Below are 22,424 nucleotides of genomic sequence, written 5' to 3'. Positions count from 1 at the left end.
ATGATCGCGGTCACCACATTCAAGGACAAGCCGGTCGCGCTGTTCGGGCTTGGCGGCTCCGGATTGGCCACGGCCAAAGCCCTGGTCGCCGGCGGCGCCAAGGTCATCGCCTGGGACGACAATCCCGACAGCGTCGCCAAGGCTACGGCCGAGGGGATTTCGACCGCCGACCTCCGCGGTATCGACTGGTCTGTCCAGGCCGCCTTTGTGCTGTCGCCGGGTGTGCCGCTGACCCATCCGAAACCCCATTGGAGCGTCGATCTTGCGCGCGCGGCCGGCGTCGAGATCATCGGCGATGTCGAGCTTTTCGTGCGCGAGCGCCGGGCGCATGCGCCGGATTGCCCGTTCATCGCGATTACCGGCACCAACGGCAAATCGACGACCACGGCGCTGATCGCTCATATCCTGAGATCAAGCGGCCGCGACACCCAGCTCGGCGGCAATATCGGCACTGCGATCCTGACGCTCGATCCGCCGAAGTCCGAGCGCTATTTCGTCGTCGAATGCTCGTCCTACCAGATTGACCTGGCGCCGACGCTCAACCCCACGGCCGGCATCCTGCTCAACCTGACGCCCGATCATCTCGATCGCCACGGCACCATGCAGCATTACGCCGACGTCAAGGAACGGCTGGTCGCCGGCAGCCGGACCGCCGTGATCGGCGTCGACGATTCGTTCTGCGCCCTCATCGCYGACCGCGTCGGACGGGCCGGTGTCGCGGTGCGCCGGATTTCCAAGCGGGTCGTCGTTGCCGATGGCCTCTATGCCGAAGGCAGCCGGATCATCGAGGCGCATGGCGGCGCGACGTCGCTGCTCGTCGATCTCGACGGCATCCAGACGCTCAAGGGCAGCCACAACGCCCAGAACGCGGCGGCGGCCATCGCAGCCTGCCTGGCGGTCGGCGTATCGAAGGACGAGATCCGCGCGGGGCTGAGATCCTTCCCGGGCCTGAAGCACCGGATGCAGCCGGTCGGGCGCCGAACCCAGGTGGTGTTCGTCAACGATTCGAAGGCGACCAATGCGGATGCGGCAGCGCCCGCGCTCTCCAGCTACGACCGGATCTACTGGATTGCCGGCGGCCTGCCGAAGGAGGGCGGCATAGTCAGCCTCGCTCCACTCTTCCCGCGTATCGTCAAGGCCTATCTGATCGGGGAAGCCGCGCCGGCATTCGCGGCGACACTCGGCGAGGCGGTGCCCTACGAAATTTCGGGCACGCTCGAAAAGGCGGTCGCGCATGCCGCAGCGGATGCAGGAGCCGACACGACACCGTCCGCGGTGATGCTGTCGCCGGCCTGCGCCAGCTTCGATCAGTTCAAGAATTTCGAGGTTCGCGGCGATGCCTTTGTCGGCCATGTCGCAAGCCTCGACGGCGTCACGATGTTGGTCGATTTAGATTGATCGAGACGGAAAAGGGGAACGACAGATGGTAAGCCGCGCAGACCGTGGGCCGCTCGCAGACTGGTTCTGGACGATCGACCGTTTCTTCCTCGTCGCCTTCGTATTGCTGATGGGCGTCGGTTTCATGCTCTCCTTCGCGGCATCGCCGGCGGTCGCCGAGCGTATCGGCCTCAACAGCTTCCACTTCGTCGAGCGTCACGCGCTGTTCCTGCTGCCGTCGCTGGTGGTGATGATCGGCCTCTCCTTCCTGACGCCGCGGCAGGTGCGCCGCACCGCCATCGTCCTTTTGATCATCGCGCTGGCGCTGATGGTGCTGGCCCTGTTCTTCGGCGTCGAGGTCAAGGGATCGCGGCGCTGGATCGGCGTCGGCATGTTCTCGATCCAGCCGTCGGAATTCATGAAGCCGGCCTTCGTGGTCGTCTGCGCATGGCTGTTCGCCGAACACGCGCGGCAGCCGGAAATCCCAGGCAACCTCTTCGCCATCATTTTGTTCGGCATCGTCGCAGCGCTGCTCGTTGCCCAGCCGGACCTTGGCCAGACAATTCTGACGAGCGTTGTCTGGGGAGGGATGTTCTTCATGGCCGGCATGCCCTGGCTGTGGATCGTCATGCTCGGCGGCGTGGGTGCCGGTGGCATCGTCACCGCATACTATATGCTGCCGCACGTGACCGCCCGTTTCGACAAGTTCTTGACCGGCGAGGGCGATCGTTTCCAGATCGAGACTGCGCATGAAGCGATCCTGCAGGGCGGCTGGTTCGGGCAGGGGCCGGGCGAGGGCATCGTCAAGCGCATCCTGCCGGACAGCCACACGGACTTCGTGTTCTCCGTTGCAGCCGAAGAATTCGGCATTATCTTCTGTATGGCACTTGTGGCGATCTTCGCCTTCATCGTGCTGCGCGGCCTGAACCACGCCTTCAAGGAGCGCAACGACTTCAACCGGTTCGCGGTCGCTGGCCTCGTCCTGCAGATCGGCATGCAGTCGCTCATCAATATCGGCGTCAATCTCGAACTCATGCCGGCCAAGGGCATGACGCTCCCCTTGATCTCCTATGGCGGCTCCTCGATGATCGCGATCTGCATCACTGCAGGCTTCATCCTGGCGCTGACCCGCCATCGTCCGGAGAAGCGAGCGCAGGAGCGGAGCCTGTTCCGGGTCGCCCAGGGCGTACCCGCGGAGTAAAAGTCCAATGACCAAGGGCATCATATTGCTAGCCGCCGGGGGAACCGGCGGTCATGTGTTTCCGGCAGAAGCGCTGGGACACGAACTGAAGGAGCGCGGTTATTCCGTGCATCTCGTCACCGACAGCCGGGCCGAGCGCTACGCCGGCACGTTTCCGGCCGACGAAATCCATGTCGTACCGTCCGCCACCTTCGGATCCAAGAACCCGATCGCGCTCGCCCGTACCGGCTGGAAGCTGTGGACGGGACTGCGGGCCGCTCGCCGCCTGATCGGCCGCCTGAAGCCGCTCGCCGTCGTCGGTTTCGGCGGCTACCCGACTGTGCCGCCGCTGATGGCCTCGACCGCCATGGGCGTGCCGACGATGATCCACGAACAGAACGCCGTGATGGGCCGCGCCAACAAGGCGCTGGCCGCCAAGGTCCAGGCAATCGCCGGTGGCTTCCTGCCCGAGAGCGGAGGTCCCTATGCCGACAAGACCGTGACGACGGGCAATCCGGTGCGTCCGGCCGTGCTTGCGGCCTCCAATGTCCCCTATGTCGCGTCCCGTGGCGATGATCCATTCCGTCTGGTCGTCTTCGGCGGCAGCCAGGGCGCGCAGTTCTTCTCCTCGGCCGTGCCGACGGCGCTCAGCCTGCTCGACCAGGCCGAGCGTGATCGCGTCGTGGTTACCCAGCAGGCGCGTCCGGAAGACAAGGATCGTGTCAGTTCCTGCTTTGCAAAGCTCAAGGCTCCCGCCGATATCTCGTCCTTCTTTTCGGACATGGCCGAACGGCTTGCCACCGCACATCTCGTCATCTGCCGCTCCGGCGCCTCGACGGTCTCGGAAATCGCGGTGATCGGCCGGCCGGCCATTCTCGTGCCTTACCCGCATGCTCTGGATCACGACCAGGCAGCCAATGCCGAGGCGCTGGTGGCGACCGGCGGCGCAAAGGTTGTGCAGCAGTCGGATCTGTCGCCGGAAAAGCTTGCCGCGATCATTTCGGGTGCGATGAAGGATCCGGATAAGCTCGAAAGAATGGCAGCGGCCGCCAAGTCCGCCGGACGGCCGAATGCAACCGGCAAGCTTGCGGATCTGGTCGTGGCGATCGCGGAGCGGAAATCGATTTCGGAATTTAAGGGAGTGCGTGCATGAAGATGCCGAAGGCCATAGGGCTCGTTCATTTCATCGGCATCGGCGGTATCGGCATGAGCGGTATCGCCGAGGTGCTGCATAATCTTGGCCACAAGGTCCAGGGATCCGACCAGGCCGACGGCGCCAATGTCCAGCGCCTGCGCGACAAGGGCATCCCGGTCTTCGTCGGCCACCAGGCCGAGAATATCGGCGATTCCGAGGTGGTCGTCGTCTCGACCGCGATCAAGAAGAACAATCCGGAACTGATGGCCGCGCGCGAAAAATCGCTGCCGATCGTCCGCCGCGCCGAAATGCTCGCCGAGCTGATGCGCTTCCGCAACGCGATCGCCATCGGCGGCACGCATGGCAAGACGACCACGACCTCGATGGTCGCGGCGCTGCTAGAGGCCGGTAATCTCGATCCGACCGTCATCAACGGCGGCATCATCAACGCCTATGGTACCAATGCCCGCATGGGCGAGGGCGAGTGGATGGTGGTCGAGGCCGACGAATCCGACGGCACTTTCCTGAAGCTGCCCGCCGACGTCGCCGTCGTCACCAATATCGATCCCGAACATCTCGACCATTACGGCAATTTCGACGCCGTTCGTGCCGCCTTCCGGCAGTTCGTCGAAAACGTGCCGTTCTATGGGTTCGGCGTGCTCTGCCTCGACCATCCGGAAGTGCAGGCTCTGGTCAGTCGCATCGAGGATCGCAAGATCGTCACCTATGGCGAAAACCCGCAGGCGGATGCGCGTTTCTCGAATGTGCGGATGGAAGGCACCAAGTCGATCTTCGACGTGGAAATTCGCCGCCGCCGCACCGGCCGGGTATTCCAGTTCAAGGACCTGGCGCTGCCGATGCCCGGACGCCACAACATTTCCAATGCCACCGCCGCGATCGCGGTCGCCAACCGGCTCGGCATCTCGGAAGAGGATATCCGCAAGGGGCTCGCCAATTTCAGCGGCGTCAAGCGGCGCTTCACGCTGACCGGTACCTGGAACGGCGTTTCGATCTTCGACGACTACGGTCACCATCCGGTGGAGATCAAGGCGGTGCTTCGCGCCGCCCGCGAATCGTGCCAGGGCCGCATCATCGCGGTGCACCAGCCGCATCGTTATACGCGTCTGTCGAGCTTGTTCGAGGATTTCGCCAATTGCTTCAACGATGCCGATAGCATCATACTGGCGCCGGTCTACGCCGCCGGCGAGGAAGCGATCGACGGGGCCAATTCGGAAGCGCTGGTTTCGCGCATCCGTTCGGGCGGCCATCGCGACGCTAGATACATGGCATCGCCGACGGAACTCGCTTCGATTGTATCGGGCATTGCGAAACCGGGTGATTTCGTGGTTCTTCTGGGGGCGGGCAATATCACGCAATGGGCTGCGGCATTGCCGAAGGAACTGGAAAGCATATCGGGACAGTAGGAAATGAAACAGGTGAACGGGGAAAAGCTTCTGGCGTCGTTGGGGGATGACGTCAACAAACTGCGCGGAAGGCTGACGCCGGATGCGCCGATGGATCGCGTCACCTGGTTCCAGGCAGGCGGCCTCGCCGAGCTGATGTTCCAGCCCCATGACGTCGACGACCTCGTGACTTTCCTGCAGATCCTGCCGGAAGACGTGCCGCTGACGGTAGTCGGCGTCGGTTCGAACCTGCTCGTCCGCGACGGAGGCATTCCAGGCGTCGTTCTGCGCCTCTCGGCCAAGGGGTTCGGCGGGGTCGATCTCGTCGGCGACAACCGTATCAAGGCCGGTGCGATCTGCCCCGACAAGCACATTGCCGCGATGGCGATGGACAACGGCATCGGCGGTTTCGCCTTCTATTACGGCATCCCCGGCTCGATCGGCGGAGCCCTGCGCATGAATGCCGGCGCGAATGGCGGCGAGACGGCCGGGCGCGTCATCGAGGTGCATGCCGTCGACCGCAAGGGTGGCACGCATGTCTTCTCGACTGCCGAGATGGGCTACAGCTATCGCCATTCCTCGGTTCCGGCGGACATGATCTTTACCCACGCGGTCTTCGAAGGATATCCCGAGGAGCGGGCAAAGATCCGCGCCGAGATGGATGCCGTGCGTCAGCATCGCGAGACGGTGCAGCCGATCAAGGAAAAGACCGGCGGTTCGACCTTCAAGAACCCGGAAGGCCATTCCGCCTGGAAGCTGATCGACGAGGCAGGCTGCCGCGGGTTGGTCAGCGGCGGCGCGCAGATGTCGTCGCTGCATTGCAATTTCATGATCAATATCGGCTACGCCAGCGGTTACGACCTCGAATATCTCGGCGAGACCATCCGCCAGCGAGTTTTCGAACATTCCAGCATCAAGCTCGAATGGGAAATCAAGCGCCTCGGCATCTTCATGCCTGGCCGCGAGGTGAGGCCGTTCCAGGGCATGACGAGCGAATAACGGGATCCGGCCAAGGGTGAGGCGAATGCCTCCCCGTGGCGAGTTATCTTGTAAATTTAAAGCGTTGCAGCGGTCATCTCGTGTTTTGATTCAGTTGGGTAGCGCCGGTGCAACCTTGGATGTTTCACGAGTTGCTTATTCATTGAGCATTCATGAGAATATATTGCATAATATCCTTGTTTGAATGAGAGTCGCGCCTGGACCGGCAGGGTGCCGGGGGCACGAGCAGGGGGATATCCAATGTTCAAAAAATTAGCGGCCGAGTTTTTCGGCACTTTCTGGCTTGTCTTCGGTGGATGCGGCAGCGCGGTTCTGGCGGCTGCATTTCCGGATCTCGGTATCGGCTTCGTCGGCGTTGCGCTCGCATTCGGCCTGACGGTGCTGACTATGGCTTATGCGGTCGGCGGTATTTCCGGCGGGCACTTCAATCCGGCGGTATCGGTGGGACTGACGGTGGCGGGCAGGTTCCCGGCATCAAGCCTGCTGCCTTATGTCATCGCTCAGGTGGTAGGGGCGGTCGTTGCAGCCCTGGTTCTCTATCTCATCGCTTCCGGCAAGGCTGGTTTCCAGCTCGGCGGCTTTGCGTCCAACGGCTATGGCGAGCATTCGCCCGGCGGTTATTCGTTGACCGCGGCGCTGTTGATAGAGCTGGTTCTCACCGGTTTCTTCATCTTCATCATTCTCGGCGCGACCGGGCCGAAGGCGCCGGCGGGCTTTGCTCCGATCGCAATCGGCCTTGCGCTGACGCTGATCCATCTGATCTCGATCCCGGTCACCAACACATCCGTCAACCCGGCCCGTTCGACCGGCGTGGCGCTGATCGTCGGGGACTGGGCTCTCGGGCAGCTTTGGCTCTTCTGGGTTGCACCGATCGTGGGCGCCGTCCTGGGCGCGCTGGCCTGGAAGCTGGTGGACGATTCGGAAGCGCGGGTCGCGGCCTGATCTGAAGAAAAACGGCGCATTCCGCCGAGATGAAAAAGCCCGCAAAGCTGACCGCTTCGCGGGCTTTTCCGTGGCGCAGACCTCAAGAATCGCCTGTCGATTCGAGCGACTTGGCGGTCATTTCAGCGCCGTTCCGAATGTTGCCGCAAACTGCGCGTTAACATTCCGGGATTCGATTTTTCCTTTGTTTTCATGCTTTTGGCTACCCGGGTTAATCAAGGTAAACGGTTTGTTAACTATATTCGGGCACTAATGCAGGCATGCCTAACGTCCGGCGGGAATCGTCAGAGAGCAGGTTGGCGCAAGCGCCGTACTTTTGAATTGTAGTCCTTTTTGGCTGGAGTGATTGATGAGCGACAAGCACGTGGCTGTTTTGATGGGAGGATTTTCCTCCGAGCGGCCTGTCAGCCTGTCCTCGGGCGCTGCCTGTGCGGATGCTCTCGAAGGCGAAGGCTACCGCGTCACCCGCGTCGATGTCGGCCGGGATGTGGCGGCCGTCCTCTCGGAGCTTCGGCCGGACGTCGCCTTCAACGCTTTGCATGGGCCTTTCGGCGAGGACGGGACGATTCAGGGCATTCTCGAATATCTCGAAATTCCCTATACTCATTCCGGCGTGCTCGCGTCTGCGCTCGCCATGGACAAGCATCAGGCCAAGCATGTTGCCAAGGCGTCCGGCATTCCGGTCGCCGAAGCCAAGGCGATGAGCCGGTTCGATATCGGTAATGCTCATCCGATGAAGCCGCCTTACGTGGTGAAGCCGGTCCGCGAGGGGTCGTCCTTCGGTGTCGTGATCGTCCAGGAGAATCAGTCGCATCCGCCGCAGATTATCGGCTCGTCCGAGTGGCGCTACGGTGATCGGGTTCTGGTCGAGCGGTATGTCTATGGCCGCGAGCTCACCTGCGGCGTGATGGGCGATGTGGCGCTTGGGGTTACCGAAGTGGTGCCGCTTAGCCACGCCTTTTACGATTACGACGCGAAATATGCGGAGGGTGGTTCGAAACACGTCATTCCGGCGCAGATTTCACCGAATATTTACCAAAAGATTCAAACACTGGCGCTCAAGGCGCATCAGGCGATGGGCTGCCGTGGCGTTAGTCGCTCCGACTTTCGCTACGACGACCGCTTCTCCGAGAACGGCGAGGTCATCTGGCTGGAAATCAATACGCAGCCGGGCATGACCCCGACATCCTTGGTGCCCGAAATGGCCGGCCATGCCGGCCACTCATTTGGTGAACTCGTCCGTTGGATGGTGGAGGACGCTACGTGTTTGCGTTGATCGGCAGAAAGGCGGGTGGACCGCGCGGCCGTTCTCAGGCTCTTTATCTCGGTGCCGAGGAGCGCCGGGTTCTTCCTCGTCCGCTGCGCCGGGTTTTCCGTTTCTGCGTAAGCCTCGCCACCGGCCGCATCCATATCCCGTCTCATACCGGAACCGTTTCGGCTGCCGGCTTCTTCGCTGCGATCGGTCTCTACGGCATGTCGCTCGGCGGTCACGGCCAGGCCGTCGCGCAGGCGACCACTGCTGCTGTCGGCTTTGCGATCGAAGACGTTCGTGTTTCCGGTAATGACCAGACCTCCGAAATCGACATCCTGCAGCTTCTCGGGCTCGACGGCACGACGTCGCTCGTCGCTCTCGATATCGATTCGGCTCGCCGCAAGCTCTCGGCGCTCCCCTGGGTTCAGTATGCGGAAGTCCGTAAAATCTACCCGAAGACGATCGAGGTGATGCTGAAAGAGCGTCAGGCATTCGGGATCTGGCAACACGGTTCCGAGCTCTCGCTGATCGAAAAGAACGGCAGCGTGATTGCGCCGCTTCGCGACAACAAGTTCGCTTCCCTGCCGCTCTTCGTCGGCCGCGATGCCGAGGCGGCTGCGGCCTCTTTCGAGGACGCCCTGTCGGGCTGGCCGGAGCTGAAGAACCGGGTGAAGGCCTATGTCCGCATCGCCGGCCGCCGCTGGGATCTGCATCTCGACAACGGCATCGTGCTGAAGCTGCCGGAAGGCAATGTCGCCAAGGCGCTCGCCATGCTCGCCAAGCTCGAAAAGGATCAGGGCGTGCTGGAGCGTGACGTCGCCGCCGTCGATCTTCGGCTTGAGGATCGCACCACTGTTCAGCTCACCCCTGGCGCTCTGGATCGCCGCAGGGAAGCGCTCGACGCACGATCAAAGGCCCTGAAGAAACTGGGAGAGCAGTCTTGAGCGTATTCGGTTCCTCCCATTTCGGCCTGCCGCGCATGAAGCCGCTGTCTTCCAAGCGCAGCCATGTCGTCTCGGTCCTGGATATCGGCTCCACCAAGGTGGTCTGCATGATCGCCCGGCTGACGCCGCGTCAGGAAAGCCAGGTCCTGCCGGGCCGCACCCACAATATCGAGATCATCGGCATCGGCCACCAGCGCTCGCGCGGTGTGAAGTCCGGCGTGATCGGCGATCTGGATGCCGCGGAAAGTGTCGTTCGTCTGGCGGTCGATGCCGCCGAGCGTATGGCCGGGCTTACCGTCGATAGTCTGATCGTCAATGTGTCCGCCGGCCGCATCACCAGCGACGTCTATACCGCGACGATCGATCTCGGCGGCCAGGAAGTGGAAGAGGCTGATCTCAAGAAGGTTCTTATCGCGGCAAGCCAGCAGTCGCTGCGCCAGGACCGCGCCATCCTGCATTCACTGCCCACCGGCTTCTCGCTCGACGGCGAGCGCGGTATCCGCGATCCGCTGGCGATGTTCGGCGATACGCTCGGCGTCGATATGCATGTGGTCGCAGCCGAACGCGCCACGCTGAAGAACCTCGAACTCTGCGTCAACCGCGCCCACCTCTCGGTCGAGGGCATGGTGGCGACGCCCTATGCCAGCGGCCTCGCGGCCCTCGTCGACGACGAAGTCGAACTCGGTTGCGCGGCGATCGACATGGGCGGCGGCACGACGACGATCTCGGTTTTCGCCGAAGGCAAGCTCGTCCATACGGACGCGATCAGCCTTGGCGGCCATCACGTGACGACAGACCTTGCCCGCGGGCTTTCCACCCGTATCGAGGATGCGGAGCGGATGAAGGTCGTGCACGGTTCGGCGCTTGCCAACGGGTCCGACGAACGCGACGTGATCTCCGTCCCGCCGATCGGCGAGGACGACCGCGACCAGCCGACGCAGGTGCCGCGCTCRCTGGTCACCCGCATCGTGCAGGCCCGTATCGAAGAGACGCTCGAACTCATCCGCGACCGCATCCAGAAGTCGGGCTTCAGCCCGATCGTCGGCAAGCGCGTCGTGCTGACCGGTGGTGCCAGCCAGCTCACCGGCCTTTCGGAAACGGCGCGCCGGATTCTTGCGCGCAACGTCCGGATCGGCCGCCCGATGGGCGTCTCCGGTCTGCCGACGGCAGCCAAGGGACCGGCGTTTTCGACGGCGGTCGGCCTGATGATCTATCCGCAGGTCGCGGACTTGGAAACACACGCTACGCAGAGCGGCCTGATGGCCTCGCTGGGAAGCGGCAATGGCCGGCTGGCCCGCGTCGGTCAGTGGTTGAAGGAAAGTTTTTGATGTGAGGGGCTCGCCCGCCCGCATCGGAGCAGAGTTGCAATGAATTGGCCGGCGGCGATGCGGCCAGAAAAAGAAGGAACTGGTGCAATGACCATCAAGCTGCAAAAGCCTGATATCACCGAGTTGAAGCCTCGGATTACCGTGTTTGGCGTCGGTGGCGGCGGTGGTAACGCCGTCAACAACATGATCACCGCCGGCCTCGAGGGCGTCGACTTCGTCGTCGCCAATACCGATGCCCAGGCGCTGACCATGACCAAGGCCGAGCGTATCATCCAGATGGGTGCTCGGGTCACTGAAGGTCTCGGCGCCGGTTCGCAGCCGGAAGTCGGCCGCGCCGCCGCGGAAGAATGCCTCGACGAGATCGTCGATCACCTGCACGGCACACACATGTGCTTTGTCACCGCCGGCATGGGCGGCGGCACCGGCACGGGTGCAGCCCCGGTCGTCGCACAGGCAGCCCGCTCCAAGGGCATCCTGACGGTTGGCGTCGTCACCAAGCCGTTCCACTTCGAAGGCCAGCGCCGCATGCGCCTTGCCGAGATGGGTATCCAGGAACTGCAGAAGTCTGTCGACACGCTGATCGTCATTCCGAACCAGAACCTCTTCCGCATCGCCAACGACAAGACGACCTTCGCCGACGCGTTTGCGATGGCCGACCAGGTTCTTTATTCGGGCGTCGCCTGCATTACCGACCTGATGGTCAAGGAAGGCCTGATCAACCTCGACTTCGCCGACGTCCGCTCGGTGATGCGCGAGATGGGCCGCGCGATGATGGGCACCGGCGAAGCATCCGGCCCGGGCCGCGCCATGCAGGCCGCCGAAGCCGCGATCGCCAATCCGCTGCTCGACGAGACCTCGATGAAGGGCGCTCAGGGCCTGCTGATCTCGATCACCGGTGGTCGCGACCTGACGCTGTTCGAAGTCGACGAAGCCGCGACCCGCATCCGCGAAGAAGTCGATCCGGATGCCAACATCATCCTCGGCGCGACCTTCGACGAAGCGCTCGAAGGCCTGATCCGTGTATCGGTTGTGGCGACCGGCATCGATCGTGCCGCCGGCTCGGTCGACATTCGCGCCGCAGAGATGCGCGCTGCCGCAAAACCGATCATCCGTCCGTCTGCCGCCATCGCTCCGGCTCCGGTTGCCGCCCAGCCGGCTCCGGTCATGCAGGCCGCTCCGGCTCCGAGGCCGGCTGTCGACCCGATCGCCGAAACGATCCGCATGGCGGAAGCCGAGATGGAACGGGAACTGGCGATCGCAGAACCGCAGCACCAGTATGCGGCTCCGGCACCCCAGCCGGTCGCTCCGCAGCCGGTCATGCAGCAGCAGGAAGAGTTCCGTCCGCAGAGCCGCATCTTCGGTGCTGCTCCGGTCGAAGCACCGGCTCCGGTCATGAGCCGGCCGGCTCCTGCACCGCAACCAGCCCCGGTTCACCAGCACGTACAGCCCCAGCCTGCTCCGATGATGAGCCAGCCCGCTCCTCGCCCGGCACAGCCGGTCTATCGTGAGCCGATGGCACCTTCGATGTCGCAGGTGGTGCAGCCGGTTCGCATGCCGAAGGTCGAGGATTTTCCGCCGGTCGTGAAGGCCGAGATGGATCACCGCGCCCAGCCGGTGAGCCATGTGCAGGAAGAGCGCGGCCCGATGGGTCTCCTGAAGCGGATCACCAACTCGCTTGGTCGCCGCGAAGAGGAAGAGCCTGCTCACGTCGAGCCGGCCGCACCGGCTCCGCCCCCACAGCAGCGTCGTCCGCTGTCGGCGGAAGCAAGTCTTTATGCGCCGCGCCGCGGCAATCTCGACGATCATGGACGTGCAGTTCCGCAGGCCCATCACGAGGAAGACCAGCTCGAAATTCCGGCCTTCCTGCGCCGTCAATCGAACTGAGTTAAGGACGGTCACGAAACGTGAAGAAGGCCCGGATCACGCATCCGGGCCTTCAGGCGTTTTATCAATCAGGACGCAGAGTTAACAACGTAACAATCCGAAATGAACAGTGATTTGGATTGTGCCAAACGGCTGCGTATGAAAGACGCTAAGGGACGCCAAAAGAGATCGACCGATTCAGGCGATCGGTCCGGCTGGCGCTAAAGAATATCGGATCCTTCTGCTTTACGGATCCGGCGACAAGAAGGCAGCAGGAATGACTATCGGACTGTTCGGTTTCCAGACCACCATCGCCTCCCCGGTAACACTGAAGGGGATTGGCGTTCATTCCGGAGCCCCTGTCAGCCTCACCTTTCAACCGGCCGAAGCCGGTACCGGCGTGATCTTCACGCGTCTTCTGGACGACGGCAGCTCGGTCGAATATCGCGCCGTTTCCTCGCAGGTCGGCAACACCGATCTCTGCACCGTTCTCGGCACTTCGCTTTCCCGCGCCGTCGCGACGATCGAACACGTGATGGCCGCGCTCTACGCGCTCGGTGTCGACAATATCATGGTCGAAGTCGATAGCGGCGAAATGCCGATCATGGACGGCAGCTCCTATCCTTTCATCGAAGCCATCGAACAGGTCGGTATCGTCAATCTCGGCATCAAGCGCCGTTATATCCGCGTCCTGAAACCGGTCCGCATCGACTCCGGCGCTTGCTGGTCGGAATTCCGGCCCTATGACGGCACACGCTTCGAGGTGGAGATCGACTTCTCGTCGCCGCTGATCGGCCGCCAGAGCTGGAAAGGCGACCTGACCGCCGAGACCTTCAAGCAGGAACTCTCCCGCGCCCGCACCTTCGGTTTCATGCGCGATGTGGAGCGTCTCTGGGCTGCCGGCTACGCACTCGGCTCCTCGCTGGAAAATTCGGTCGTCATCTCGGACGACGACACGATCGTCAATGTCGAGGGCCTTCGCTACAAGGATGAATTCGTCCGCCACAAGACGCTCGATGCCGTCGGCGATCTGGCGCTTGCCGGCGCCCAGTTCATCGGCTGCTACCGGTCCTACCGCGGCGGCCACAAGATGAATGCCAACGCATTGAAGGCGCTGATGAGCGATCCGACGGCTTATGAGGTCGTCGAGGCTCCGTCGTCGCGTGCGGCCCGAGTACGGGCACGGGAGTTCGTACCGGTCAACGTGCCGGAACTGACATCCTGGTTCGCCTGAGTAAATTGATCCAGTCGACTCGGCCGCTTCCCCCGAAGCGGCCTTTTCTTTTGGGAGACATGTTTCGATTTAACCTTGAAATGCCGTATTGCGGCGACGTGCCACAAAAATGCATTAATGCCGCAGCATTGCGTTGCTCTCCCTTTGCTTTTATGGCTAGAACGGCCTGCTTAGGCGGCGGGCTTATCAGGCGCGGGACGATCAGGAATTGTCGAATGAACCATGTAAGGTCTGTTGGAATGCGTAAGACGGCAAGAGTGGCGCTTGTGTCGCTGGTGCTGGCCGGCGCCGGCTTTGGCGTGACCGCCTGCCAGTCGGATCCCGATATCGACATCACCAAGCTCGGTCTCGAAACGGATGCGCCGGAGACGCTCTACAACCAGGGTCTCGCCAACATGAAGGCTGGCAACCTTGCCGAAGCAGGCCGCAAGTTCGATTCGATCGACCGCCAGAATCCCTTCACGGAATGGGGCCGCAAGGCGCTCGTCATGAGCACGTTCACCAAGTACCGGCTCGGCCGCAACGACGAGGCGGTGGCCACCGGCAACCGCTACATGAGCCAGTATCCGCAATCGCAGGATTCGGCCTATGTCCAGTATCTCGTCGGCCTTGCTTACTCCAAGCAGATCGCCGACGTGACCCAGGACCAGCGCGCAGCCGTGCGCACCATCGATGCGATGAACAAGGTCGTAACCAATTATCCGAGCTCGGAATATGTCGAGGATGCGCAGGCGAAGATCCGCTTTGCGCGCGATCAGCTCGCCGGCAAGGAAATGCAGATCGGCCGCTACTACCTGGAGCGCAAGGAATATCTTGCCGCGATCCAGCGTTTCCGCAACGTGGTCGAGCAGTATCCCAACACCAACCAGGTGGAAGAGGCGCTGGCGCGTCTGACCGAAGCCTATTATGCGATGGGCATTACGGAAGAGGCGCAGACCGCGGCCGCTGTTCTAGGGCGCAATTATCCCGACAGCCAGTGGTATGCGGATTCCTTCAAGCTGCTGAAGGGCAACGGCGTCGAACCGCGTGAAAATCGCGGTTCGTGGATTTCCCGCGCCGGGGCCAAACTGATCGGCGCTTAAGGTCTGAGACATGCTGATCCAGTTGTCGATCCGCGATATCGTTCTGATCGAGCGGCTGGATCTTGCCTTCGAGACCGGCCTTTCGGTGCTGACCGGCGAAACCGGCGCCGGCAAATCGATTTTGCTCGACAGTCTTTCGCTGGCGCTCGGCGGCCGTGGTGACGGCGGCCTGGTGCGCCATGGCGAGGACAAGGGCCAGGTGACGGCCGTCTTCGACGTATCCGGCAGCCACGGTGCCCGAAAACTCCTGCGCGACAACGGCATCGACGACGACGGCGATCTGATCTTCCGCCGCATCCAGTCGGCCGATGGGCGCACACGCGCCTCGATCAACGACCAGCCAGTCAGCGTGCAGCTGATGCGCCAGGCCGGCCAGCTTCTGGTCGAGATCCACGGACAGCACGACGACCGGGCGCTGATCGACACCGACGCGCACCGCACGCTGCTCGACGCCTTCACGGGCTTAAGCGACGAGGTGCTGCAGCTTTCCGCCCTTTATCGCTCCTGGAAGGACGCGGATCGGGCCTTCAAGACCCATCGCGCCAGGGTCGAGGCCGCGGCGCGCGAAGCAGACTATATCCGCGCCTCTGTGGAAGAACTCGAAGCGCTCTCGCCGCGCGATGGCGAGGAGGACGAGCTTGCCGAACAGCGCTCGCGCATGCAGAAGTCCGAACGCATCGCCGGCGACATTTCCGAGGCCTCCGAATTCCTCAATGGCAATGCATCGCCCGTTCCGCTGATCGCCTCGCTGGTCCGGCGCCTGGAGCGCAAGAGCCACGAGGCGCCAGGCCTGCTCGAAGAAACCGTCGAGCTTCTCGATCAGGCGCTCAACTACCTCTCCAATGCCCAGATGGAAGTCGAGGCGGCGCTGAGGCGGACCGAATTCGATCCGCGCGAACTGGAGCGGGTCGAGGAGCGGCTGTTTGCGCTCCGGGCCGCCGGCCGCAAATATTCGATCCCGGTCGCCGACCTGCCGGCACTTGCCGAAAAGATGATATCGGACCTTGCCGATCTCGATGCCGGCGAAGAGAAGCTCGCCGAACTGGAAAAGCTGACCTCCGCCGCCAAGGCCGCCTACGATCAAGCCGCCGTAATCCTGTCCGAGAAGCGCCGGCATGGCGCCGAGGCGCTGGCCGAAGCCGTGATGACCGAGCTGCCAGCGCTGAAGCTCGAACGGGCCCGTTTCATGGTGGATGTGGCGAGCGATCCGGAAGCGGCGAGCGCCGAAGGCATCGATACCGTCGAGTTCCACGTCCAGACCAATCCCGGCACGCGTCCGGGCCCGATCATGAAGGTCGCTTCGGGCGGCGAGCTGTCGCGTTTCCTTCTGGCGCTCAAGGTGGCGCTCGCCGACCGCGGTTCGGCTCCGACGCTGGTCTTCGACGAAATCGATACCGGGGTCGGCGGTGCCGTCGCCGATGCGATCGGCCAGCGGCTGAAGCGGCTGTCGGACAAGGTGCAGGTGCTGTCCGTCACCCATGCGCCGCAGGTGGCCGCCCGTGCCGCAACGCATCTGCTGATTTCCAAGGGACCGGCCGGCGAGGGCACCGACAAGATCGCCACCCGCGTCGCCACCATGGAGCCGGAACACCGCACCGAAGAGATCGCCCGCATGCTCGCCGGCGCATCGGTGACCGACGAGGCGAGGGCGGCGGCCAAGCGGCTGCTGGCGGGCAACGGCTAGGCTCATCCACCGAGACCTTCCATCCACCCTTCCCATCGGAAAAATTTGCGCTACAAAACGACTCCTCGCTACCCGAGGAGTAGACCCGCATGTCCGCCGAACAGACGCCCGTCGAAAACCTGACCGAAGAACAGGCCGCAGCCGAACTGGCCTATTTGGCGGCGGAGATTGCCCGCAATGACGAGCTTTATCACGGCCATGACGCGCCGCAGATTTCGGATGCGGATTACGACGCGCTGAAACGGCGCAACGATGCGATCGAAAAACGGTTTCCGCAGCTGATCCGCGCCGACAGTCCGTCGATCCGGGTCGGTGCGGCGCCCTTGCCGACGTTTGCGGCGATCACCCACTCGCGGCCGATGCTGTCGCTCGATAACACTTTCTCGGACGACGATGTCCGCGATTTCGTCTCTTCCGTCTACCGTTTCCTCGGCCAGCTGCCGGACGGCTCGATTGCGTTTACCGCCGAACCGAAGATCGACGGGCTTTCCATGTCGATCCGTTACGAGAACGGCCGGCTGGTGAATGCTGCCACCCGTGGCGACGGCACGACCGGCGAAAACGTCACCGAGAACATCAAGACCATCAAGGAAATCCCCAATCGCCTGCCGGCCGGCGTGCCCGATGTCGTCGAGGTGCGTGGCGAGGTTTATATGACGAAAAGCGACTTCCTGGCGCTTAACGAGAAGATGGCGGCGGAAGGCAAGCAGACCTATGTCAACCCGCGCAATACGGCCGCCGGCTCGCTGCGCCAGCTCGACGCCAAGGTGACCGCAAGCCGCAACCTGAAATTCTTCGCCTATGCCTGGGGCGAGATGTCGGAGATGCCGGCCGACACCCAGATGGGCATGGTCGAAAAATTCAGGGAATGGGGTTTTCCGGTCAACCCGCTGATGAAACGCCTGCACGCGGTCGAGGATATCATCGCTCATTACAAGGATATCGGCCTCAAGCGCCCGGATCTCGACTACGAGATCGATGGTGTCGTCTACAAGGTGGACAGGCTCGACCTGCAGGCCCGGCTCGGTTTTCGCTCGCGTTCGCCGCGCTGGGCCACGGCGCATAAATTCCCGGCGGAACAGGCCTTTACTCATGTGGAGCGGATCGACATCCAGGTCGGCCGCACCGGAGCGCTGACGCCGGTCGCGCGCCTGACGCCGGTCACCGTCGGCGGCGTGGTCGTCACCAATGCGACGCTCCACAACGAAGACTATATCAAGGGGCTCGGCAATTCCGGCGAACCGATCCGCGAGCCGGATCACGATATCCGCGTCGGCGACACCGTCATCGTCCAGCGAGCAGGGGATGTCATCCCGCAGGTGCTCGACGTGGTGATGGAGAAGCGTCCTCCGGAAGCCGTGCCCTACGAATTCCCGAAGAAATGCCCCGTCTGCGACAGTCATGCGGTGCGCGAGCGTAACGAAAAGACCGGCAAGCTCGATTCGGTCACCCGCTGCACCGGCGGTTTCGTTTGCCGTGCGCAGGCGACCGAGCACCTCAAACATTTCGTGTCGCGCAACGCCTTCGATATCGAAGGCCTCGGCTCCAAGCAGATCGATTTCTTCTTCGAGGCGGAAGACGACGCGCTGAAGATCCGCACTGCGCCCGACATCTTCACGCTGAAGCGGCGGCAGGAGGCCTCGACGCTTACCAAACTCGAAAATATCGAGGGCTTCGGAAAAGTCAGCGTCAAGAAACTGTTCGATGCGATCGACGAGCGGCGCGAGATCGCGCTTCACCGCTTCATCTACGCGCTCGGCATCCGGCACGTAGGCGAGACCACCGCCAAGCTGCTTGCGCGCGCCTACGGCACCTACGAGGCGTTTGCGAAGGCCATGGACGATGCGGCCGAGCTTTCCGGCGACGCCTGGGACGATTTGAACAATATCGAGGGCATCGGCGAGGTGATGGCGCGCGCCATCGTCGAGTTCTTCAAGGAGCCGCGCAATGTCGAGGTCATCACCCGGCTTCGCGAAGAGGTGACGCCGCAGGCCGCCGAACAGCCGGTCGCCTCCAACAGCCCGATCGCCGGCAAGACGGTGGTCTTCACCGGCTCGCTCGAAAAATTCACCCGCGACGAGGCCAAGGCGAGGGCGGAAAGCCTTGGCGCCAAGGTGGTCGGGTCGGTCTCCAAGAAGACCGACTATGTGGTCGCGGGTCCTGGCGCCGGCTCCAAGCTCGACAAGGCGAGGGAACTCGGCGTCCAGGTGATGGACGAGGACGAATGGCTCGCCTTTATTGCGTGAAGGCCTTCATACGGTGATGAAGGTCACACCCTGAGCCGCGCCATCGAATAGGCATCGACATATCGTCCTTCGCGGAAGGCGAATTGCTTGAAATGGCCTTCCATCTCGAAGCCGAATTTCCGGTAGAGCGCGATGGCTGCCTCGTTGTCGGTGTAGACGGTCAGTTCGAGCCGGCGGATGTCCAGCCAGTCGTCTGCGACCTGTACCGTCTCGCCGAGCAAGGCGCGGCCCACTCCGCGTCCGACAAAATCGTCGTGCACGCCCATGCCGAGGCTAGCCGCGTGGCTCCGACGGCCCTGAAATCGGTTGATGCCGCCGTTGCCGACGATCTGGCCCTCGTAGGTGGCCACCAGCGCGATGCTTCCAGGCGTCGGGCTCTCGACCCATTTGCGGGTCTCTTCCAGGCGTGTGTGCGGCAGACGCAGGGTTCCGTAGCGATAACCGGGCATGTTGGCCAAAGCGTTGACGGCCTCGGCGTCCGTCGCGCGCAAGGCACGAATCTCAAGACCCTTCAGCCTGGACGGTCGGGGTGGTTTCTCCTGGATCTCTTCGGCTATCTTCATGCTTGCTCTCCTTGGTTCTTCGCCGAGGCAGAGCGGAAACACCGAACCCTGCCATATCGGGCAGGGTTGGTGGACGGATGACCGGTTAACGCGCCAAGACCGCCACGCACCCTGCGGGGTGAATGGTCACGGTAAGATGCATGTGGGTGGCGAAACGTGTCATGGCGCGCAACGTCTCAGACAAGCGCCGGATCGTCAAGAGGGGTGAAAGCGCTGGCCGTCTTTGCCGAATCGAATTCCCACCTGTAGAAGTTCTCCGACAAGCATCCGGAACCAGCCCTTGAAAACCATCGCCATCGATTTCGAAACCGCCAACGAGCAACGCGGCAGCGCCTGCTCGGTCGGGCTTGCCTGGCTGGAGGGCGACGAGGTGGTGCGGGTGGAGGAACGGCTGATCCGCCCGAAGGACATGCGGTTTTCCTCCTTCAACGTCGCCATCCACGGCATCCGGCCGGAACATGTCGAGGATGCCGGCGAGTTTCCGGAAGTGATGGACGAGTTCGCCGACGATTTTCGCGGCGCGACGATGATTGCCCACAATGCCGCCTTCGATTTCAGCGTCTGGCGGGCCTGTCTCGACGCCTACCGGCAGAGTTATCCGGACCTGTCTTATCTCTGCAGCGTGAAGATGTCGCAGAAAGTCTGGCCGCATCTCGGCTCGCACAAGCTCAATGTCCTTGCCCAGCATCTCGGCCTTCGCTTCGCGCATCACAATGCAGCAGAAGACGCGGCCGTCTGCGCGCGGGCGACAATCGCGATCGCCAAATCGCTTGCCGTGCCGCATGTCCGCGACATTCCGGCTGCGATCGGCATGAAGGTCGGGCGGCTGTTTTCCGGCGGTTACGCGCCCTGCACCTGCCGGCTGAAATAGGCACTTTCGCGAAGCTGCTTGTTTCCGGTCCGGCAATCCTTATCTCAGATCACGGATCGTTTACCGGAGCCGTTCCCCCATGAAACAACCCATCAATCGAATTGCCTGCCTTGCATCCGCCGTCGCCCTGTCGTTCGGGACGCTTGCCGCCCCCGTTTCCGCGCAGGTGGTCGGCGAAGTCGGCGTCGACTGGACCGGCAATGACATCATCGTCGAGGCGGTCGCCGATCCGCAGATAAAGGGCGTAACCTGCCACGTCACCTATTTCGAACGCGGCATCATAGACCGGCTTAAGAACGGCAACTGGTTCGAAGACCCCTCCAACAATTCGATTGCCTGCCGCCAGACCGGTCCGATCGAGATCGGCGAGATCGACCTCGGCAAGGGCGGCGAGGAAGTGTTCCGGCAGGGCCGTTCCCTGATCTGGAAGAACCTGCTCGTCAAGCGTATCTACGACAAGGCGAACGACACGCTGATCTATCTCGCTCACTCGCGGCAGGTGGTGGACGGTTCCGCCAAGATGGCGATCTCGACCGTGCCGCTCTATAACCAGAACGTCGCCTGGAAGAACGGCAAGCCCAAGCCATAGTCGAGCTCAGCCGAGGGCTGCCGCGGCCGCCCGGCCGGCATTGCGGCCGGAAAACAGGCAGCCGCCGAGAAAGGTGCCTTCCAGCGCCCGATAGCCGTGCATGCCGCCACCGCCGAAGCCGGCGGCCTCGCCGACGGCATAGAGGCCCGGGATCACGTCTCCATTCTCACCGAGCACGCGGGCCGAGAGGTCCGTCTCGATCCCCCCGAGCGTCTTGCGGGTCAGGATGTTCAGCCTCACCGCGATCAACGGTCCGTGCGCCGGATCGAGAATGCGGTGCGGTTTTGCCGTGCGCACCAGCTTTTCACCGAGCGAGCGGCGGGCGTTGTGGATGCCCATGATCTGCGCATCCTTGGCAAAGGGATTGGCCACCTGCCCGTCGCGGGCCGATATCTCGCGCTCGATTTGTGCGAGGTCCAGGAGGTTGCTGCCGGCAAGCCGGTTCATGCCCGCGACCAGTTCGCCAAGGCTCTCGGCGATCACGAAATCCTCGCCCTGTTCCTTGAAGGCCTCGACTGGCCCCGTCGCTTTCCTGCCGATCGCCCGTCTCGCGGTCAGCTTCCAGTCGCGACCGGTGAGGTCCGGGTTCTGTTCCGAGCCGGAGAGCGCGAATTCCTTGCGGATGATGCTCTGGTTCAGCACGAACCAGCTGTAGTCGTAGCCGGTCGCCATGAGGTGCTGCAGCGTGCCGAGCGTATCGTAGCCGGGATAAAAAGGGGCAGGCAGGCGCTTGCCCGTCGCGTCGAACCACATCGAGGAAGGGCCTGGCAGGATGCGGATGCCATGGTTTTGCCAGATCGGGTTCCAGTTCCGCAGGCCCTCGGTATAGTGCCACATGCGGTCGCGGTTGATCACCTGCCCGCCGGCCGTCCGGGTTATGCCGATCATCCGCCCGTCCACATGTTTCGGCACGCCCGAGACCATGAAGGCCGGCGGTCTGCCCAGCCGTTCCGGCCACATTTGCCGCACCAGATCTTGGTTGCCGCCGATGCCGCCCGAAGCGACGATGACGATCGGCGCATTGAGTTCGAAGTCACCGGCCGGTGTCCTGGAGGTTTCCTCGCCGCGCAGCGCCGTGCTTGCCGCAAGGACCGTGCCTGCAACCCCTGTCACGGCACTGCCGGTCCTGACCAGATTGTCGACGCGGTGCCGCCAGAGAAAGCGGATCCTGCCGCTTTTCTCCGCCTCGCGCGCCCGCCGCTCGAACGGTTCGACGACACCGGGGCCGGTGCCCCAGGTGGTGTGGAACCGAGGCACGGAATTGCCATGCGAGGTCGCCGAGCCGCCGCCGCGTTCCGCCCAGCCGACGATCGGAAAGATGCGATGGCCCATCTGCCTGAGCCAGGAGCGTTTCTCGCCGGCGGCGAAGGCTACATAGGCTTCCGCCCAGAGGCGTGGCCAATGATCCTCCTCGCGGTCGAAACCGGCGGTGTCGAGCCAATCCTGCCAGGCGAGATCGAGCGAATCGCGGATGCCCATCCGCCGTTGTTCGGGAGAATCGACGAGGAACAGCCCGCCGAGCGACCAGAAGGCCTGGCCGCCAAGGTTCTGTTCCGGTTCCTGGTCGAGGATGACGACGGAGCGGCCGGCATCTGCAAGTTCGGTCGCGGCGACGAGGCCCGAAAGGCCCGCGCCCACCACGATGGCGTCAACTCTGTCGCTCAAGCGCGCTCCTCCCAAAGCGTGGAGATACAAACCATGCTGCATCCTCACCGCGAATACAGTCATGCGG

At 63.0% G+C, this 22,424-nt stretch carries 18 protein-coding genes; 16 read left to right on the top strand and 2 right to left on the bottom strand.

The window, feature by feature from the left end; genetic code table 11:
• From murD to ligA, 14 genes are all read left to right on the top strand, one after another.
• The gene (gene murD / locus AC1D3C_RS09775; protein ID WP_477482726.1) at positions 1 to 1,398 is read left to right on the top strand and encodes a UDP-N-acetylmuramoyl-L-alanine--D-glutamate ligase; all 1,398 of its coding nucleotides are present in this window, start codon (positions 1 to 3) and stop codon (positions 1,396 to 1,398) included.
• A 25-nt stretch (positions 1,399 to 1,423) separates the two neighbouring features.
• Positions 1,424 to 2,578, top strand: coding sequence for a putative lipid II flippase FtsW (ftsW, locus tag AC1D3C_RS09770; RefSeq protein WP_038543537.1), 1,155 nt, complete (start codon positions 1,424 to 1,426; stop codon positions 2,576 to 2,578).
• 7 nt (positions 2,579 to 2,585) lie between these two features.
• Positions 2,586 to 3,710 (top strand): undecaprenyldiphospho-muramoylpentapeptide beta-N-acetylglucosaminyltransferase, encoded by a 1,125-nt coding sequence (gene murG, locus AC1D3C_RS09765; RefSeq protein WP_477482725.1) that lies wholly within the window; start codon positions 2,586 to 2,588, stop codon positions 3,708 to 3,710.
• Entirely contained in the window at positions 3,707 to 5,116 is a 1,410-nt protein-coding gene (gene murC, locus AC1D3C_RS09760) for a UDP-N-acetylmuramate--L-alanine ligase (RefSeq protein ID WP_247037095.1), read from the top strand. Before murG ends, murC begins: the two co-directional genes overlap by 4 nt.
• A 3-nt stretch (positions 5,117 to 5,119) precedes the next feature.
• Complete coding sequence (murB, locus tag AC1D3C_RS09755) at positions 5,120 to 6,094, top strand: UDP-N-acetylmuramate dehydrogenase (protein ID WP_247138449.1); 975 nt, start codon at positions 5,120 to 5,122, stop codon at positions 6,092 to 6,094.
• Between the two features lie 240 nt (positions 6,095 to 6,334).
• Entirely contained in the window at positions 6,335 to 7,036 is a 702-nt protein-coding gene (gene aqpZ / locus AC1D3C_RS09750) for an aquaporin Z (protein ID WP_038543530.1), read from the top strand.
• 349 nt (positions 7,037 to 7,385) lie between these two features.
• Positions 7,386 to 8,312: a D-alanine--D-alanine ligase gene (locus AC1D3C_RS09745; protein ID WP_038543528.1), complete on the top strand. Its 927-nt coding sequence runs from the start codon at positions 7,386 to 7,388 to the stop codon at positions 8,310 to 8,312.
• Complete coding sequence (locus tag AC1D3C_RS09740) at positions 8,300 to 9,232, top strand: cell division protein FtsQ/DivIB (protein ID WP_477482724.1); 933 nt, start codon at positions 8,300 to 8,302, stop codon at positions 9,230 to 9,232. The genes AC1D3C_RS09745 and AC1D3C_RS09740 overlap by 13 nt, the downstream gene beginning before the upstream one ends.
• Positions 9,229 to 10,560, top strand: a complete 1,332-nt coding sequence (ftsA, locus tag AC1D3C_RS09735) for a cell division protein FtsA (protein WP_038543524.1) — start codon at positions 9,229 to 9,231, stop codon at positions 10,558 to 10,560. The genes AC1D3C_RS09740 and ftsA overlap by 4 nt, the downstream gene beginning before the upstream one ends.
• 87 nt (positions 10,561 to 10,647) lie before the next feature.
• Positions 10,648 to 12,444, top strand: a complete 1,797-nt coding sequence (gene ftsZ, locus AC1D3C_RS09730) for a cell division protein FtsZ (protein ID WP_477482723.1) — start codon at positions 10,648 to 10,650, stop codon at positions 12,442 to 12,444.
• 256 nt (positions 12,445 to 12,700) lie between these two features.
• A complete protein-coding gene (lpxC, locus tag AC1D3C_RS09725) occupies positions 12,701 to 13,657 on the top strand; it encodes a UDP-3-O-acyl-N-acetylglucosamine deacetylase (protein ID WP_038587576.1) in 957 nt (318 codons plus the stop codon).
• Between the two features lie 239 nt (positions 13,658 to 13,896).
• Entirely contained in the window at positions 13,897 to 14,739 is an 843-nt protein-coding gene (locus AC1D3C_RS09720) for an outer membrane protein assembly factor BamD (RefSeq protein WP_408962433.1), read from the top strand.
• A gap of 10 nt (positions 14,740 to 14,749) precedes the next feature.
• Positions 14,750 to 16,423 carry a DNA repair protein RecN gene (recN, locus tag AC1D3C_RS09715; protein ID WP_477482722.1) on the top strand — a complete coding sequence of 558 codons (1,674 nt, stop codon included), beginning with the start codon at positions 14,750 to 14,752 and terminating at the stop codon, positions 16,421 to 16,423.
• Between the two features lie 89 nt (positions 16,424 to 16,512).
• Positions 16,513 to 18,669, top strand: coding sequence for an NAD-dependent DNA ligase LigA (ligA, locus tag AC1D3C_RS09710; RefSeq protein WP_477482721.1), 2,157 nt, complete (start codon positions 16,513 to 16,515; stop codon positions 18,667 to 18,669).
• A gap of 23 nt (positions 18,670 to 18,692) precedes the next feature.
• Here the strand turns inward: ligA and AC1D3C_RS09705 are convergent, their stop codons facing one another.
• Positions 18,693 to 19,226: a GNAT family N-acetyltransferase gene (locus AC1D3C_RS09705; protein WP_477483005.1), complete on the bottom strand. Its 534-nt coding sequence runs from the start codon at positions 19,224 to 19,226 to the stop codon at positions 18,693 to 18,695.
• A 286-nt stretch (positions 19,227 to 19,512) separates the two neighbouring features.
• Here AC1D3C_RS09705 and AC1D3C_RS09700 point away from each other — a divergent pair, with 286 nt between their 5' ends.
• Together AC1D3C_RS09700 and AC1D3C_RS09695 are read left to right on the top strand one after the other, a co-directional pair.
• Positions 19,513 to 20,103 carry a 3'-5' exonuclease gene (locus AC1D3C_RS09700; RefSeq protein WP_247037080.1) on the top strand — a complete coding sequence of 197 codons (591 nt, stop codon included), beginning with the start codon at positions 19,513 to 19,515 and terminating at the stop codon, positions 20,101 to 20,103.
• Between the two features lie 79 nt (positions 20,104 to 20,182).
• The gene (locus tag AC1D3C_RS09695; protein WP_258718998.1) at positions 20,183 to 20,692 is read left to right on the top strand and encodes a CreA family protein; all 510 of its coding nucleotides are present in this window, start codon (positions 20,183 to 20,185) and stop codon (positions 20,690 to 20,692) included.
• Positions 20,693 to 20,698: 6 nt separating this feature from the next.
• Here AC1D3C_RS09695 and AC1D3C_RS09690 read toward each other — a convergent pair whose 3' ends face one another.
• Positions 20,699 to 22,399, bottom strand: coding sequence for an FAD-binding dehydrogenase (locus AC1D3C_RS09690; RefSeq protein ID WP_477482720.1), 1,701 nt, complete (start codon positions 22,397 to 22,399; stop codon positions 20,699 to 20,701).
• Positions 22,400 to 22,424 lie beyond the last annotated feature (25 nt).

The organism is Neorhizobium sp. P1_A6 (assembly GCF_056406795.1).
Note: the sequence above shows the minus strand (reverse complement) of the source record. Positions and strands in the feature narration are given on the sequence as shown.